Below are 15610 nucleotides of genomic sequence, written 5' to 3'. Positions count from 1 at the left end.
CCGAGCGCCGCGCACACCAGCGGCGCCGGTTCCTCCCCCGGTAGGGGGCGTCCTCGTCCGGAAGGAGGTCACCGCGAGTGCCCTCAAGTACCGGTCCGTGGCGTCGTTTTCGCTTCTCAGGTGCCCTGTCCGTGCCGTGCCGGATCACTAGCGTGGGTCCACGCCACCGAACGGAGCCCCATGTCCCTCCTCGCCCGGCCGGCTCTGGCCTCTCCCGCCGCCAGAGTGATGCAGCGTCTGAACGCCCTGCTGGCGGACCGGCACGCCACGGCCTCCCTGCACAGGCGGTACCCGGAGTACCCCAGGAACGTCCACGAGCTGACCGTCCCGACGTCCGTCGCCCCGGCCCGCGTCGTGGTGTACGTCCCCGACCGCCCCCGCGACGCGCCGCCACCGCCGGTCCACGTGAACTTCCACGGCGGCGGCTTCGTCCTGCCGCCCGTCGAACTGGACGACCCGCTGTGCCGGTTCCTCGCGGCCGAGGCGGGCGCGGTGGTCGTGAACGTGGACTACGTCGTCGCGCCGCAGCACCCTTTCCCCGCGCCGCCCCACCAGGCGTACGAGGTCGTCGAGTGGGTCGCCGCGCACGGAGCCGAGCACGGCTGGGACGGCTGTCTCCTCACCGTGGGCGGGCAGAGCGCCGGAGGGGCCCTCGCGGCGGCGGTGGCGCGTCAGGCGCTGGAGAGGAAGGGGCCGTCCATCGCGTTGCAGATCCTGCACTATCCCCCGCTGGACCTGGTCACCCCGGCCAGGGAGAAGCGCTCGGTCATCGCCAGGCCGCTGCTGCGCCCGTGGATGGCGGACGTCTTCGACACCTCCTACGTCCCGGACCCGGCGTTGCGCGCCCACCCCCTGGTCTCCCCGGCCCACCCCCGCGACACCGCCGACCTGACCGGCATCGCCCCCGCGTTCGTCATCACGCCGGAACACGACCTCCTCCGCGCCGAGGGCACCCGGTACGCCGAGCGGCTGCGCGACGCCGGCGCGCTCCACGACCACCTCGACGTGCCGGGCGCCGACCACGGCTACGACCAGAACGACGCCGAGGCGGCCAGAGAGGTCTACGGCCTGATGGCCCAGCACCTGCGCCAGGCCGTGTACCCCGACTGACCGCCTGCCGCGCCGTGGGGGTGCCGGCCGGAAGCGACCGGCCGGCACCCCCGCTTCCTGGCCGAACCACTCCTCGATCGACCCGGCCGCGTCGCTCATGCCGGCCGTACGAGCCCCACGTCGTAGGCGAAGATGACCGCCTGGACCCGGTCCCGGGCGCCGATCTTGGCGAGGATGCGGCTGACGTGGGACTTGACGGTGGTCTCGGCCAGGTGCAGGTGTTCGGCGACCTCGGCGTTGCTGCACCCGGTGGCGACCGCGGTGAGGACTTCGATCTCGCGTTCGGTGAGGGCCCGCAGTTGCAGCTCCTGCTCGGGCGTGCGGCCGGGCAGGCGCGTCGTGAAGGCGTCGATGAGTTTGCGGGTCAGGCCGGGTGAGATGACGGCGTCCCCGGCGGCGACGGCGCGGATGCCGGCGAGGAGTTCTTCGGGCAGGGCGTCCTTGAGGAGGAAGCCGCTGGCTCCCGCGCGCAGGGCGTCGTAGGCGTATTCGTCGAGGTCGAAGGTGGTCATGACCAGCACGCGGGAGCGGCCGCCGGAGCTGACGATGCGGCGGGTCGCCTCGATGCCGTCCATGCCGGGCATGCGGACGTCCATCAGGACGACGTCCGGGTGGAGTTCGGCCGTCATCCGTACCGCTTCGCCGCCGTGCGTGGCCTCGCCGACCACGGTGAGGTCGGGGTGTTGTTCCATGAGCATGCTGAAGCCGAGGCGTTGCAGGGCCTGGTCGTCGACGATGAGGACAGTGGTCATGCCGGGTGGTTCTCCGTGGGCGTAGGTGTTCTGGTGGGCGGGGCGAGGTGGAGCTGCGCGCGGACGCTCCAGCCGCCCCGGCGGCCGGGGCCCGCGGTGACGGTCCCCTGGTAGAGCAGGGCGCGTTCGCGCATGCCGAGCAGTCCTTGTCCCCCGTCGCCGTGGGGGCGCCGGCGGGGTGTGCGCGGGGGTCCGCTGTCCTCGACGCCGACGCGTACCGTGTGGGCGGTCGCCGCCACGGTCACGTCGACCGTCGTGGTGCGGGCCGCGTGTTTGAGGGTGTTGGTGAGTGCTTCCTGGACGATGCGGTAGACGGTGAGCTGGAGTCCCGCGGGCAGGCCGGTCAGGTCTCCGTCGGCGTGCAGGGTCACCGTGGGGCCTGCGGCCCGGACGCGGTCCAGGAGGGCGTCGAGGTCGGCCAGGCCGGGCTGCGGTGCCAGCGGGGAGTCGCGGGGCGCGGTGCCGTTCTCGCGGAGGGTGCCGAGCAGGCGGCGCAGGTCCGCCAGGGCGCCGCGTCCGCTGTCGGCGATGATCTGCAACGTCTCGGCGCCCCGGTGGGGTGAGGACTCGGCGAGCCCGGCCGCGCCGTCGGCGAGACCGACCATGACGGCGAGGGTGTGGCCGAGGATGTCGTGCATCTCCCGGGAGATACGGGCCCGTTCCGCCGCCTCCGCGAGCCGGACCCGCTGGTCGCGCTCCACCTCCAGCCGCACCGCCCGGTCCTGCAACGCGGTGATGTAGAGGCGCGCCACCCGGCCGCCAAGCCCCAGTCCGGCCATCGCGAGCATGCCGAGCATCAGCATGACGCCCAGGGAGAGGGCGGTGGTGACGCGTCTCAGCTGTTCGTCGGAGGAGAAGGCGAGGACCGTGACCAGTGTCTGCGGCAGGGCGACCGACACGGCCCCGGCCACCGCGCGCGGCGTGGCGAAGCGGGCCAGGTTGTAGAGCATGACCAACTGGGCGAGGAAGTGCGCGTTGGTCAGGACCCCGCAGGCGGCCTCGGCCACGGAGAAGCCCGTGACGACGGCGAACACCAGCACCGGACGGCTCTGCCGCCACAGGAGCGGGACGGTGATCCCGGCCAGCAGCACCAAGGACAGCGGGAACGCGGGCGCGGGGCCGGGGTAGGCCAGCAACGGCTGGAGGCCGAGCGCGGCGCACAGCATCGGCACGCCCCACCGTCTGACGTGGGGACGCGCCTGGTCCGCCCGGCCCACCGAGGCCAGCAGGGTCAGGATCCGGACGACCGTGCGGTGCTCCGAGCCGCCCAGCAGGGTGCCGGGGGCGACGCGGGAGCCCTGCGAAGCTGTGGTCACGGTGTACGTCTCCGGGGTGCGGCGGACGACGGTCGGATGGGCCTGCGTGACCCGTGCCTCACGTTAGGCGTGGAAATCCGGCTCCCTACGGCACCGGGGAAGCGAATCCGCCGTCGCCGCCTCCTACCGCGGTACTGGTCTCCCTCCTTCCGAAGCACACGGACGGTGTGCGGTCAGCGGAGCAGGGAGCCCCAGCCGCCGTCGACCGGGATGGCGAGCCCCGTGAGGTACGAGGAGCGTTCCGAGGCGAGGAAGAGGGCGAGTTCGGCGACCTCCTGCGGGGTGCCGCCCCGTCGCATCGCCGGCTTCTGGAGCTTTTCCGGTGCCGCTCGGACCGCGTGCTGTCCCATGTCGGTGAGGATGATGCCGGGGCAGAGCGAGTTGGCCCGGATGCCGTCGGTGGCGTACTCGGTCGCCGCCGCCCGGGTCAGCGCGATGACGCCGGCCTTGGCGGCCGAGTAGACGCCGGCGTAGGCGCCGGAGGTGGCCAGGGCGGCGAGCGAGGCCCAGTTGACGATCGCGCCGCCGCCGGTGGCCCGCATGGCGCGGATCCCGTGCTTGGTGCCGAGGAACACGCCCTTGAGGTCGACGGCCATGATCCGGTCGTACATCTCCAGGGTGGAGTCCGCGAGCGGGGCGCCGTCGGCGATGCCCGCCACGTTCAGCACCGCGTCCACGCGGCCGAACTCGCGTACCGCGGTGTCGAACATGGCGACGACCTGGTCCTCCCGCGAGACGTCGCAGTGGACGGGGACGACCGCTTCGCCGAGTTCGGCCGCGGTGTCCTTCTCCTTGCCGCTGATGTCGGCGGCGACGACCTTGGCGCCGTGCCGGACGAACAGTTCCGCGCACGCCTTGGCCATGCCGGCGCCGGCTCCGGTGATCACGGCCACCTTGCCGTCCATGTCTCCCATGTGGTGTCTCCTTCGTCGTGGTGGGGGGGGGTGGACCGGGGTGTCAGGACGCGATGACGGCGGCTTTCTCCCGGGTGAACTCCAGGACGGCGTCGTGGCCGTAGCCGCTGTCCTTCACGCCGCTGAACGGCAGTTCGTAGCGCGTCTGGCGGTAGGCGTTGACCCACACGTTGCCCGCGTCGAGGTCGCGGACGAAGCGGTGCGCGCGGGCCAGGTCCCGGGTCCACACGCCGGCGGCGAGGCCGTAGCGGCTGTCGTTGGCGAGGGCGAGGGCTTCGTCGTCGGTGTCGAAGGGGACGAGGACGGCGACGGGGCCGAAGATCTCCTCCTGGCAGATGCGCAGCGAGTTGTCCGTGGTGGTGAAGAGGGTGGGCTCGACCCAGTAGCCGCCCGGCAGTGCGGGGACCAGTCCGGGGCCGTGCCGGCCGCCGAGGACCAGCTCGGCCTCCTCGGCGCCGGACGTGAGGTAGCCGACGACGCGGTCGTACTGCGCGCGGGAGATCAGGGGGCCCATGGTGGTGGCGGGGTCGGCCGGGTCGCCGAGGACGATCCGCTCGGTGATGGCGCGGACGCGTTTCAGCAGTTCGTCGAGGACGGGCCGCTGGACGAGGATCCGGGAGCCGGCCACGCACACCTGTCCCGCGTTGCCGGTGAAGACCGACTCGACCGTCACGCCCCGCGCGGCGGCGTCGAGGTCGGCGTCGGCGAAGACGATGTTGGGGGACTTCCCGCCGAGTTCGAAGACGCTCGGGGTGAGGTGGTCGGCCGCGGCCCGCTGGATGGCCCGGCCGGTCCGGGTCGAGCCGGTCATGGTGATCTTCCGGACGTCCCGGTGCCGGACGAGGGGGTCCCCGGCCTCCTCGCCGGTTCCGGCGACGATGTTCAGGACGCCGGGCGGCAGCACCTCGGCGACGAGTTCGGCGAAGCGCAGCGAGGACACGCTCGCCTGCTCCGGGGGTTTGACGACCACGGTGTTGCCGGCCGCGAGCGCCGTCGCCGCCTTGCTGGACAGCATCGCCAGCGGCGCGTTCCACGGCACGATCGCCGCCACGACGCCGTAGGGCTCGCGCCGGGTGAAGCCGAAGCTTCCGGGGTCGAGGACGACGCTGTCGCCGGTGACCGCCTCCAGCGTCCGGCCCGCGGCCTGGTTCCAGACGAACGCCATGCCGGTTCCGGCGCGTTGGATGTTCTCCGCCAGGAGGCGGCCGTTGTCACGGGTCTCCAGCCGGGCCAGTTCCTCGCCGTGTTCGGCGAAGACCTTCGCCACCTGCTGGAGGAAGTGGCCGCGGACCGCCGCCGGCTGCGCCGACCAGCCGGGGAAGGCGTTCTTCGCGGCCTCGACCGCGGCGTCGACGTCCGCCTGGCCGCTCGCGGGGATCCGCGCCCACACCTCTCCTGTCGCCGGGTTCTCCGCGTCGAGCCATCGCCCCGACTCCGGTGGCCGCAGCGTTCCGCCGATCAGGTTCCGATACGCGTCGGTCATGCTTCGCCTCTTTCCGGGAGTGAACTGGCCTCCATACGACCTTCACTAAACGAGGGGAAGCTATCGATTGCCAGAAGCCGGCGTCAACGCGAAGAAAGGCCACTTCAGCTGGCTTTTTTCGGTTCGTTCTCACGGATGAGACCTAGGGATGAGTCCGTCGGCGCGAGTTACTTCTCAAGTAGGTTGCCCATCGGCCCACGAGCAAATGAGAGTGTCTATCGGTACGGAGAGCAGCGAAGGAGACGTCTGATGAACCGGATCGTGGTGGTCGGCGCGTCGGCGGGCGGGCTGGCCACGGCGGAGGCGCTGCGCAGGGCGCGCTACGAGGGTGCGATCACTCTCGTGGGCGACGAGCCCTACGCCCCCTACGACCGCCCGCCCCTGTCGAAGCACCTCCTCAAGGGCGACTGGCGACCGGAGCGGCTGGCGCTGCGCCCGGCGGCCGACCTCGACGCCCTCGGCCTCGACCTGCGCCTGGGCACGGCCGCCATCGGGCTGGACCGCGGCTCCCGCGAGGTGTACCTGGCCGACGGCGGCCGGGTGCCCTACGACGCGCTGGTCGTCGCCACCGGCGTCCGCCCCCGCCGCCTCCTGCCCGGCGCCGACGTGTCCGGCGTCCATGTGCTGCGCACCGTCGAGGACGCGCTGATGCTCAAGGACCGGCTGCGGCCGGACCGGCGTCTGGTGATCGTCGGAGGCGGGTTCATCGGGGCGGAGGTGGCGGCCACCGCCCGCGCGCTGGGCGCCGTGGTGACGCTCGTGGAGGCGGGCCCGGTTCCCATGGGCCAGGCCGTCGGCGACGACGCCGGACGGTTCCTGACCCGGATCCACCTGGCCCACGGCGTGGACGTGCGCACCAACACCTCGGTCCACGAGATCCGCAGCACCGCCGGCCAGGTCACCGGCGTCCTGCTGTCCGACGGCGGCGTCCTGCCCGCCGACGACGTCCTCGTGGCCATCGGCTCCCTGCCCAACACCGAGTGGCTGGACGGCAACGGCCTGGACCTCCGGGACGGGCTGCTGTGCGACGCGTACTGCGCCGCCGCGCCCGACGTCCACGGCGTCGGTGACGTGGCCCGCTGGCACAACCCGCTCTTCGGCACCTCGATGCGCGTCGAGCACCGCACGAACGCCGCCGAGCAGGCCATGGCCGTCGCCCGCAACCTCCTGGGCGCCCAGCGCCCGTTCGCGCCCGTTCCCTACTTCTGGTCCGACCAGTACGACGTCAAGATCCACGCGTACGGCCATCTGCGCGGCCATGACGAGGCACTGGTCCTGACATCCGAGGACACCGGGCGTCTGCTGGTCGCCTACCGCCGGGGCGAACGGCTGACCGGCGTCCTCGGCGCCGGGCTGCCGCCCAAGGCCGTACGCGCCTGGCGCTCCCTCGTCGCGAACGGCACCGCCTGGTCGGAAGCCGTCGTCGGCACCCCCGTCGCCTGAACCCCTGCCCACAACTCCTGGAGGACCCATGAACACGGCCACCGAACCGACCGGCGACCTCGGCCTGCCGGCCTACCCCGCCGCCCGCTCCGCGCGCTGTCCGCTCGATCTGCCGGCCGAGTACGCGCAGTGGCGGCTGGGCGACGGGCTGCAGAAGGTGCGGCTGTGGAACGGCGAGACCGCCTGGGTGGTCACCCGCCACGAGGACGTCAAGTTCGTCCTGTCCGACCAGCGGATCAGCGCCGACACCCTCCGCTACCCCCGTATGCACCCGAGCGCGCAGCAGCAGGTGCCGGCCTTCCCGCGCATGGACGATCCCGAGCACGCCCGGATCCGCCTCATGCTGACCAAGGACTTCACGGTCAAGCGCATGGAGGCGATGCGCCCCCAGGTGCGGGCGCTGGTCGACCGGTTCCTCGACGAGATGACCGCCGAGGGCGACTCGGCCGACCTCGTCGAGTCCTTCGCGCTTCCGATGCCGTCCCTGGTGATCTCCCTGCTGCTCGGGGTCCCCTACGAGGATCACGCGTTCTTCCAGGAGCACAGCGTCACGATCAACCAGCCGGACGTCACCCCGCAGGACAAGGGCCGGGCCAGCGCCGAGCTGTTCGGTTTCCTCATGGAGCTGGTGCGGCGCAAGCAGCGCGAGCCCGGCGACGACCTCATCAGCCGGCTGATCGCCGAGCGCGTCGAGACGGGGGAGCTGAAGCCGGAGGAGGTGGCGATGAACGGGCTCGTGCTGCTCATCGCCGGCCACGAGACCACCGCCAACATGATCGGCCTGGGCACGCTGACCCTGCTGGAGCATCCGGAGCAGGCGGCCGTCGTCCGGGACAGCGACGACCCCAAGGTGGTCGCGGGCGCCGTCGAGGAACTGCTGCGCTATCTCTCGATCGCCCAGGACATGATCTGGCGCGCCGCCCACGAGGACCTGGTCATCGGCGGCCAGGAGGTCAAGGCCGGGGACATCATCGCCGTCAACCTGCCCGCCGCCAACCACGATCCGTCGTTCATGGAGAACGCCGGGGTCCTCGACATCGGCCGCAACACCCGCGGGCACATCGCCTTCGGCTACGGCATCCACCAGTGCCTCGGCCAGAACCTGGCCCGGGTGGAGCTGACGGAGGCGCTGCCCCGGCTCCTGCGCCGGCTGCCCGGCCTGCGGCTGGCCGTGCCCCTGGAGGAGGTCCCGTTCCGGGGCACCATGGCCGCGTTCGGCGTCCACGCGCTGCCGGTCACCTGGTGGGCGAACCCCACGACGGCCACTGCCGCAGCGGTTCCGGTGCCGGGAGCGCGGTGGGCCGCGCGGGCGCGAGGCCGTCGAGGACCATGGTGATGTAGCGCTTCCAGCCGTCGCCGTCGGGATCGACCGTGGACAGCACGCTCAGCAGCATCACCGTGATCCGGTGGAGGTCGTCGGGGACCAGGTCGGCGCGGACGTGTCCGGCGATCTGGGCGCGGCGGGTGACGAGGATCAGCGCCTCGTAGAACGGTGCGGACAGCTCCGAGGCCAGGGCACCCGACCGGCGCACCGCGCCCAGCATGCCCTGTTCGCGTGCCGCGAAGGAGACCGACGCCTCCCACAGCGTCGCGAGCCCCCGCAGGGGATCGCTGTCGTCGAGCGCTCGTCTGATCGCGGGCGACATCTCCTCGGCGACCTTCTGCTCCAGCGCCGCCCGGACCAGTTCCTCCTTGTTCGGGAAGCGCCGGTACAGCGTCGCGATGCCCACACCCGCGCGACGGGCGATCTCCTCCAGCGAGGTGTCGGAGCCGCCCTCGGCGTAGACCTCGCGCGCGACGCGGAGGATCTTCTCGGAGTTGCGGGCGGCGTCGGCGCGCAGTCGACGCGGGGTCTCGGCAGTCACCGCTCCACGGTACCAAGCAAGAGTCAACTCTCTGTTGAAGTACTTCGCTGCATCACACAACCGATAGCTTCATCTCAGTTATCCCCGGAAGGAGTCGACCATGCCGGTCACCGAGCCCGCCGCCTACCCGTTCACGGCCGAGAAGCTGGCCCTCAACCCCCTGTACTCCGCCCTGCGGAGAGAGCAGCCGCTGAGCAGGGTCCAGCTCCCCTACGGCGAACCCGCCTGGCTGGCCACCCGCCACGAGGACGCGCGACTGGTCCTCGGCGACCCCCGCTTCAGCCGGAACGAAAGCCTCCGGCGTGACGAGCCGCGCCTGCGGTCCTTCCCCACCCCGCCGGACGCCCTCATGATCCTGGACCCGCCGGAGCACACCCGGCTGCGCCGGCTCGCGTCCAAGGCGTTCACCGTCAAGCGGGTCGAGGAGTGGCGGCCCCGTGTCGAGCGGATCGCCGCCGAGCTGGCCGACGCGATGCTCGCCGGGGGAACCCACGCCGACCTGGTCACCGGCTTCGCGCTGCCGCTGCCGATCAGCGTGATCAGCGCCCTGCTCGGGGTGCCCGCCGAGGACCGGGGCGACTTCCACGTCTGGGCCGAGGCGTTCATCTCGACCACCAAGTACACGCCGGAGGAGGCCGCGCGGCACCGGGCGAGCCTCACCGCGTACATGGCCGGCCTGATCGCCGACCGCCGCGCGCGTCCCCGTGACGACCTGATCGGCGACCTCGTCGCCGCGCGGGACAAGGAGGACCGGCTCTCCGAGGCGGAGCTGCTGACCCTGCTCACCGGCATCCTCGTCGGCGGTTTCGAGACCACCGCCACGCAGATCGCCAACTTCGTGTACGTGCTGCTCACCCACCCCGGACAGCTCGCGGCCCTGCGCACCGACCTGGAGCGGATCCCGCAGGCGGTGGAGGAGCTGCTGCGCTTCGTCCCGCTGTCCATCGGGACCGCCTTCGCCCGCTACGCCCTGGAGGACGTCGAGGTCGGCGGGGTGACGGTACGCGCCGGCGAGGCCGTGATGGTCGCGCTGCACGCCGCCAACCACGACGAGTCCGTGTTCACCTGCCCCCACCGGCTCGACCTGGAACGCCGCGAGGCCGCGCACGTCGCCTTCGGGGGCGGCGCGCACCACTGCCTGGGCTCCCCGCTCGCCCGGGTGGAACTACAGGTGGCCCTGCGCACCCTGCTGACCCGTTTCCCGGGGCTGCGGTTCCACGCGTCCGAGGCCGACGTCGTCTGGAAGACCGGGGTGCTCACGCGCGGTCCGGAACGCCTGCCGGTCGCCTGGGACCAGCCCTGACCACCTCACACACAAAAGGCCCCCACAGAAGGCCCCCACAGAAGGCCCTCGCAGAAGGCCCCCACAGAAGGAGAAAGAACCATGCACATCGAGTTCGACGAGCCCAAGTGCGTCGCCGCCGGACAGTGCGTCGTGGCCGCGCCCGAGGTCTTCGACCAGCGTGACGAGGACGGCATCGCCGTCCTGCTGACCGACACGCCCGACGCTCCGCTGCACGAGAGCGTGCGGGAGGCCGCGGCGCTCTGTCCGGCGGCCGCGATCCGCCTGGCGGAGTGACCACGCGCCGCCCCGAGTCCGCGCACCCCTGTCCACCGCTCCATCCGAGAGGGCCACCCATGTCCGCAGCACCACCCCAGCCGGCCGCGACGACGGCGTCCACGGCGCCGCGAGCGGACGCCGTCGTGGCGGTCCTGGCCCTCGGCGGGATCGTGGTCTCGCTGATGCAGTCCCTGGTCATCCCCCTGATCCCCCTGCTTCCGGGCCTCCTCGGCGCCTCCCCGGCGGACACGGCCTGGGCCATCACCTCCACGCTGCTCGCCGGCGCCGTCGCGACCCCCGTCATGGGGCGGCTCGGTGACATGTACGGCAAGCGGCGCATGCTGCTGGTCAGCCTGGCCCTCCTCGTGGCCGGCTCGGTGGTCTGCGGTCTCAGTGACTCGCTCGCTCCGATGATCGTCGGCCGGGTGCTGCAAGGGCTGTCCGCCGGTGCCGTCTCCCTCGGCATCAGCATCATGCGCGACGAACTGCCCGCCGAGCGGCTGGCCGGCGCGACCGCGCTGATGAGCGCGTCCCTCGGCATCGGCGGTGCGCTGGGGCTGCCCGCGGCCGCGCTGATCGCCGATCACTTCGACTGGCACGTGCTGTTCTGGACGTCGGCGGTGCTCGGGGTCCTGGCCGGGGTGCTCGTCGTGACGGTCGTCCCCGAGTCCGAGGTGCGCGCGGGAGGGCGCTTCGATCTGGTGGGCGCGGCCGGGCTTTCGGCCGGGCTGGTCTGTCTGCTGCTGGCCGTGTCCAAGGGGGCCGACTGGGGCTGGGGCAGCGCCGCCACCCTCGGTCTGTCCGCCGTCGCGGTGCTCGTGCTGTTCCTGTGGGGACGTTTCGAGCTGCGCGTCGGCGCGCCGCTGGTCGACCTGCGCACCACCGCCCGCCGCCAGGTGCTGTTCACCAACCTGGCGTCCGTCGCCATCGGCTTCTCGATGTTCGCGCTGTCCCTGGTCATGCCGCAGTTGCTGCAACTGCCCGAGGAGACCGGCTACGGCATGGGCCGGGATCTGCTGGCCGTGGGGCTGGCCATGGCACCGATGGGCCTGGTGATGATGGCGGCGGCCCCGTTCTCCGCACGCATCACGAAGGCGCGCGGTCCCAAGGTCACCCTGATGACCGGTGCGCTGGTCGTGGCCGTCGGGTACGGGATCGGCACCGTGCTGATGGCCGAGATCTGGCAGCTCGTCCTGGTCGGCTGCGTCGTCGGCGCGGGCATGGGGCTGGCGTACGGGGCCATGCCCGCGCTGATCATGGGGGCGGTGCCGGTGTCCGAGACGGCCGCCGCCAACAGCCTCAACACCCTCATGCGGTCCCTCGGCACCTCGTTCTCCAGCGCGGTCGTCGGCGTGGTCCTGGCCCGGCTGACCACCGACTTCGCGGGGCACGCCCTGCCGTCGGAGAACGGTTTCAGGGCCGTCCTGGCGATCGGCGCCGGTGCCGCCGTGCTGTGTTGCGCGCTCGCCTCCTTCCTGCCTCGCGAGAACAGGTGAGGACAGGTGAGGTGCGGTCCCAGGTGAGGCGCAGCCCCCTTTTCCCTCTACGAACAACCCCACACAACCAACAGGAGTACGCAATGCGCATCACGAACGACCAAGTAGCCGTCATCACCGGAGGGGCCAGCGGCATCGGCTACGGCCTCGCCGAAGCCCTCGCCGGCCGCGGAGTGCGGCTGGTCATCTCCGACATCCGCGAGGAGGGCCTTGAGAAGGCGAAGGTGTCACTGACGGCCGCCGGTGCCGAGGTCACCGCCGTGGTCGCGGACGTCGGCGACGCGGCGTCGGTCCGCGCGCTCGCCGACCGGACCGTCGCCGCGTACGGGCGGGTTGACCTGGTCTGCAACAACGCCGGCGTCGTCTCCCCGCCCGCTCCCCTGTGGGAACAGGAGGCGCGCGTCTGGGAGTTGATGATCGGGGTCAAGGTGCTCGGCGTCGTCCACGGCGTCAACGCCTTCGCTCCCCTGTTCATCGAGCAGGGGACGGGCCACTTCCTCAACACCGCCTCCTCCGGCGGCCTCGCTCCCCTGCCCTACCTCACGCCCTACACCACCACCATGCACGCGGTCGTGGGGCTGACCGAGACGCTTGATCTGGAGCTGAAGCGCGTGGCGCCCGCGCTGGGCGCGACCGTGCTCTGTCCCGGGCTCGTCGACACGCCTCTCGGGCAGAACTCCGCAGCGCTCGGCGCGATCGACCTGCGGGCCGGCGTTCCCGCCGCGATGCAGGACGCCGCCGCGCGCTTCGGCGAGAAACTGTCGCCGCGCGAGGTCGCCGAGTCCGCGCTCGCCGCCGTCGAGGCCGGCCGCGTCCATGCCGCCCCCGGCGGCGACGTCGCCGAGCGAGCGCAGGCGCGCGTCGAGGCCCTGCTCGCCGACATCGCCAGGGGCTGACTCGTTCCGGGAGCGGACGTGGGCCGGCTCGGTGCGTGGCCGGCTCAGTGCGTCTCGCGGCCCGTGCGAGGCCACGGGCGGCCGGTCATCCGTTCGATGTCGGTGTTGAACCGCTCCAGGTCGTCGATGAAGCGCTCCAGGCGTTCCGGCGTCCAGTCGCTGAGGGTCGTGTCCAGGCCGGACGCCGTCCGCTCCCGCTCCGCCGTGAGGCGGCTGAGCCCTTCCTCGGTGATGCGGAACTTGTGGACGACGCTGCCGTGGGGGTCGACGGTGCGCTCGACCAGGCCGTTCTTGAGGAGAGCGGTCGTCTGGCGGTTGAGCGTGGAGGACGCGAGGCCGAACGCCTCGACGAGGTCGGGGATCGACATGGGGCCCTGCACCTCAAGGCGGCTGAGCAGGACGTAGGCGCTGCGGTCGAGCCCTGCCTGCTTGCCGGGGCCGCGTGGCCCGGCCATGGTCATGTGCCGCATCAGGATGAGCAGTTCCCGCTCCATCCGCTGTGCCTGCCCCGCGTCCACGGGCGCCTCCTCCGCGTTCCGTTGCCTGTGCATCGTACACGCCGATTGCGCCATGCCACGGTTGTGCATCATGCAATCTCACCGTACGCTGCAATCAATGTGCATTATGCACAGCGAGTGTGCCGCGCGCCCGACCTCTGCGTCGCGTGCCCCACCCCCTCTATCAGGAGCAAGTCATGGAAACAGCGACCCCCGTCGCCGAGGTGAGCGGGGCCGAGCCGGCCCCGTCCGAGGCGGATCGGAAGCGGGAGATCGTCAAGCGCGCCTTTCTCTTCCTCATCCCCTTCCTCATGGTCACGATGATGTACGCGACCTACATGGGCACGATGCACTCGCCGAAGACCCGGGACATGCCGGTCGCCGTGGTCGGTTCGGGGGCCGTGGCCGAGTCGGTCGTCGAGGAGTTGGGGTCCGTCCAGGACGGCGCCGCCGATCCCCGGCTGGTCGCGGGCCGCGAGAGGGCGCTCGGCCTGCTCAAGGACCGTGACGTCGCCGGCGTCCTGGTGGTCCCCGCGGACGGTTCCACGGAGGCGACCGTCTACACCGCCCAGGCGGCCGGCGCCTCGCAGGCGGGGATGGTCAAACAGATCCTGGCCCCGGTGGCGGCGGGCCACGACTGGACGACGAGGACCGAGGACGTCGCGCCGCTGCCCGCCGGGGACAGCGCCGGCATCGCCGTCCTGCTCGCCGCCATCGGCATGATCATGGTCGGGTACGTCTCGCTGAGCGGGATGATGACGGCGGTGCCCCACCTGCTCGCCCTGCGCAGGTTCCTGCCGCTGCTGGCCGGCTGGGCGGTGCTGACCAGCACCGTGACCTGGCTGATCCTGGGTCCGATCGTGGGGGCGGTCGACGGCCACTACCCGGCGTTCGTCGGGATCGGCCTGCTGGCGACCGGCGCCGTGGGCCTCGGCCAACTGCTGTTCGCCCGGTTCCTGGGCGGGCTGGCGCTGCTGCCCGGCATGCTGCTGTGGGTCGTCTTCGGCGTGCCCTCCTCCAACCTCGCCACGCCGATCCACACGATGCCCGGCTTCTTCGGCTTCCTGCACGATGTGCTGCCGCTGCCGGCCGCGGGTGAGGCGCTGCGCTCGGTGCTCTACTTCGACGGCCGGGGAGTGGGCGCGCACCTGCTGACACTCGCCGTCTGGCTGGTCGCCGCCCTCGCGCTCGCCCTCCTGCTGGAGCGCCGCAAGGGTGCCGTCCTCGCGGACACCCCGGGGTCCGACGACCCCGACGTCCCGCGGCCCGCGATGTCCGGCGGCCCGGTGCGCTCCAAACGGCTCCGGTACTTCGCGGTGGCCGCCTTCCCGCTGGCCATCCTCACCGTCGTCGTCGGCATGATGAGCGCGTCCCTGCACCAGCCGGAGATCCGTGACATGCCCGTCGTGGTCGTCGGCGCCTCGCGGGAGCAGGCCGAGCAGGCGGCCGAGGGGCTTCGGGAGGGCCTGGGCGATCTGGTCTCCCTGACCACCAGCACCTCCCTCGACGAGGCGACCGACCGGATCCGTGAGCGGGACGTCGTCGGCGTGTACGTGCCGCCCGTCGCCAAGGGCGGTCCGGCGCAGCTCTACACCTCGTCGGCGGCGGGGGCCGGTCAGCACAACGCGGTGCGGGGGATGTTCCAGCAGGTCGCCCAGAGTCAGCGGATCCCGCTGGAGACGACCGACATCAAGCCGCTCGACGCCTCCGACTCCAACGGCAGCAACAGCATGTACGCGGCCATGTCGTGGATCATGTCCGGTTTCGTGATCATGGCGGCGCTGCGCGGCGGCGCGCCGGAGATCAAGCGGCTGCGTCAGCTCCTGCCGATGATGGCGGGCTGGGCGGTGGGCATGGCCGTGTGGCTGTGGGTGCTGTTCGACGTCCTGATCGGCGCGATCAATGGCCACGGCTGGGCGATGGTCGGCTTCGGCGCCCTGACGATCTTCAGCGTCTCCCTGTTCACCGCCGTGTTCACCCGCACCCTCGGCATCGCCGGCGTCGTTCCCGTGCTGATCATCGCCCTCATGATCGGCGTCCCCGCCTCCGGCGGCGCCATCTCCCTCTACATGGTCCCCGAAGCCTTCCGCGGCCTGAACGACGTCCTGCCCCTGCCCGCCGCCGTCGACATCGTCCGCGCCGCGGTCTACTTCGACGGCACCGGCATCGGCAGCCACCTGGCGACCATCGCCGGCTGGGGCGCCGTGTGCCTGCTGCTCAACGTGGCGATCGACCGGTGGCTGGCCCGCCGTGCACCCTGAGCGGAGCCTGGGAGGC

The 15610-nt window shown here is 72.0% G+C and carries 14 protein-coding genes; 8 read left to right on the top strand and 6 right to left on the bottom strand.

Annotation, left to right across the window (positions count from 1 at the left end; all coding sequences use genetic code 11):
• Nucleotides 1–180 precede the first annotated feature (180 nt).
• Nucleotides 181–1110 carry an alpha/beta hydrolase fold domain-containing protein gene (locus IAG44_RS35420; protein WP_187751151.1) on the top strand — a complete coding sequence of 310 codons (930 nt, stop codon included), beginning with the start codon at nt 181–183 and terminating at the stop codon, nt 1108–1110.
• 95 nt (nt 1111–1205) lie between these two features.
• On the opposite strand, the gene IAG44_RS35415 is transcribed toward IAG44_RS35420, so the two are convergent.
• The 4 genes from IAG44_RS35415 to IAG44_RS35400 all read right to left on the bottom strand — a co-directional run bounded on the left by IAG44_RS35415 (nt 1206) and on the right by IAG44_RS35400 (nt 5575).
• Nucleotides 1206–1862 (bottom strand): response regulator, encoded by a 657-nt coding sequence (locus IAG44_RS35415; RefSeq protein WP_187751150.1) that lies wholly within the window; start codon nt 1860–1862, stop codon nt 1206–1208.
• A complete protein-coding gene (locus IAG44_RS35410; protein ID WP_187751149.1) occupies nt 1859–3178 on the bottom strand; it encodes a sensor histidine kinase in 1320 nt (439 codons plus the stop codon). The genes IAG44_RS35415 and IAG44_RS35410 overlap by 4 nt, the downstream gene beginning before the upstream one ends.
• A gap of 173 nt (nt 3179–3351) precedes the next feature.
• Nucleotides 3352–4092, bottom strand: coding sequence for an SDR family NAD(P)-dependent oxidoreductase (locus tag IAG44_RS35405; RefSeq protein ID WP_187751148.1), 741 nt, complete (start codon nt 4090–4092; stop codon nt 3352–3354).
• 43 nt (nt 4093–4135) lie between these two features.
• Entirely contained in the window at nt 4136–5575 is a 1440-nt protein-coding gene (locus IAG44_RS35400) for an aldehyde dehydrogenase family protein (protein WP_187751147.1), read from the bottom strand.
• Between the two features lie 249 nt (nt 5576–5824).
• On the opposite strand from IAG44_RS35400, the gene IAG44_RS35395 reads away from it, so the two are divergent.
• Both IAG44_RS35395 and IAG44_RS35390 read left to right on the top strand, forming a co-directional pair.
• Entirely contained in the window at nt 5825–7018 is a 1194-nt protein-coding gene (locus IAG44_RS35395; RefSeq protein ID WP_187751146.1) for an NAD(P)/FAD-dependent oxidoreductase, read from the top strand.
• 28 nt (nt 7019–7046) lie between these two features.
• The gene (locus IAG44_RS35390) at nt 7047–8354 is read left to right on the top strand and encodes a cytochrome P450 (RefSeq protein WP_187751145.1); all 1308 of its coding nucleotides are present in this window, start codon (nt 7047–7049) and stop codon (nt 8352–8354) included.
• Here the strand turns inward: IAG44_RS35390 and IAG44_RS35385 are convergent.
• On the bottom strand, nt 8254–8883 hold the full coding sequence (locus IAG44_RS35385; protein WP_246562281.1) for a TetR/AcrR family transcriptional regulator: 630 nt from the start codon (nt 8881–8883) through the stop codon (nt 8254–8256). The genes IAG44_RS35390 and IAG44_RS35385 overlap by 101 nt on opposite strands.
• A 100-nt stretch (nt 8884–8983) precedes the next feature.
• Between IAG44_RS35385 and IAG44_RS35380 the strand changes: the two genes are divergently transcribed.
• The 4 genes from IAG44_RS35380 to IAG44_RS35365 all read left to right on the top strand — a co-directional run bounded on the left by IAG44_RS35380 (nt 8984) and on the right by IAG44_RS35365 (nt 12836).
• Nucleotides 8984–10186, top strand: coding sequence for a cytochrome P450 (locus IAG44_RS35380; RefSeq protein ID WP_187751144.1), 1203 nt, complete (start codon nt 8984–8986; stop codon nt 10184–10186).
• An 81-nt stretch (nt 10187–10267) separates the two neighbouring features.
• Nucleotides 10268–10462, top strand: a complete 195-nt coding sequence (locus IAG44_RS35375) for a ferredoxin (protein ID WP_187751143.1) — start codon at nt 10268–10270, stop codon at nt 10460–10462.
• A 59-nt stretch (nt 10463–10521) separates the two neighbouring features.
• Entirely contained in the window at nt 10522–11940 is a 1419-nt protein-coding gene (locus tag IAG44_RS35370; protein WP_187751142.1) for an MFS transporter, read from the top strand.
• 83 nt (nt 11941–12023) lie between these two features.
• On the top strand, nt 12024–12836 hold the full coding sequence (locus IAG44_RS35365; protein WP_187751141.1) for an SDR family NAD(P)-dependent oxidoreductase: 813 nt from the start codon (nt 12024–12026) through the stop codon (nt 12834–12836).
• Nucleotides 12837–12880: 44 nt separating this feature from the next.
• On the opposite strand, the gene IAG44_RS35360 is transcribed toward IAG44_RS35365, so the two are convergent.
• Nucleotides 12881–13354, bottom strand: coding sequence for a MarR family winged helix-turn-helix transcriptional regulator (locus tag IAG44_RS35360; protein ID WP_223006813.1), 474 nt, complete (start codon nt 13352–13354; stop codon nt 12881–12883).
• A 176-nt stretch (nt 13355–13530) separates the two neighbouring features.
• Between IAG44_RS35360 and IAG44_RS35355 the strand changes: the two genes are divergently transcribed.
• A complete protein-coding gene (locus tag IAG44_RS35355) occupies nt 13531–15594 on the top strand; it encodes an ABC transporter permease (RefSeq protein WP_187751139.1) in 2064 nt (687 codons plus the stop codon).
• Nucleotides 15595–15610 lie beyond the last annotated feature (16 nt).

The organism is Streptomyces roseirectus (genome assembly GCF_014489635.1).
Taxonomy (GTDB): Bacteria; Actinomycetota; Actinomycetes; order Streptomycetales; family Streptomycetaceae; genus Streptomyces; species Streptomyces roseirectus.
The sequence above is the reverse complement of the archived record's forward strand: the minus strand, read 5'-3'. Positions and strand labels throughout refer to the sequence as shown.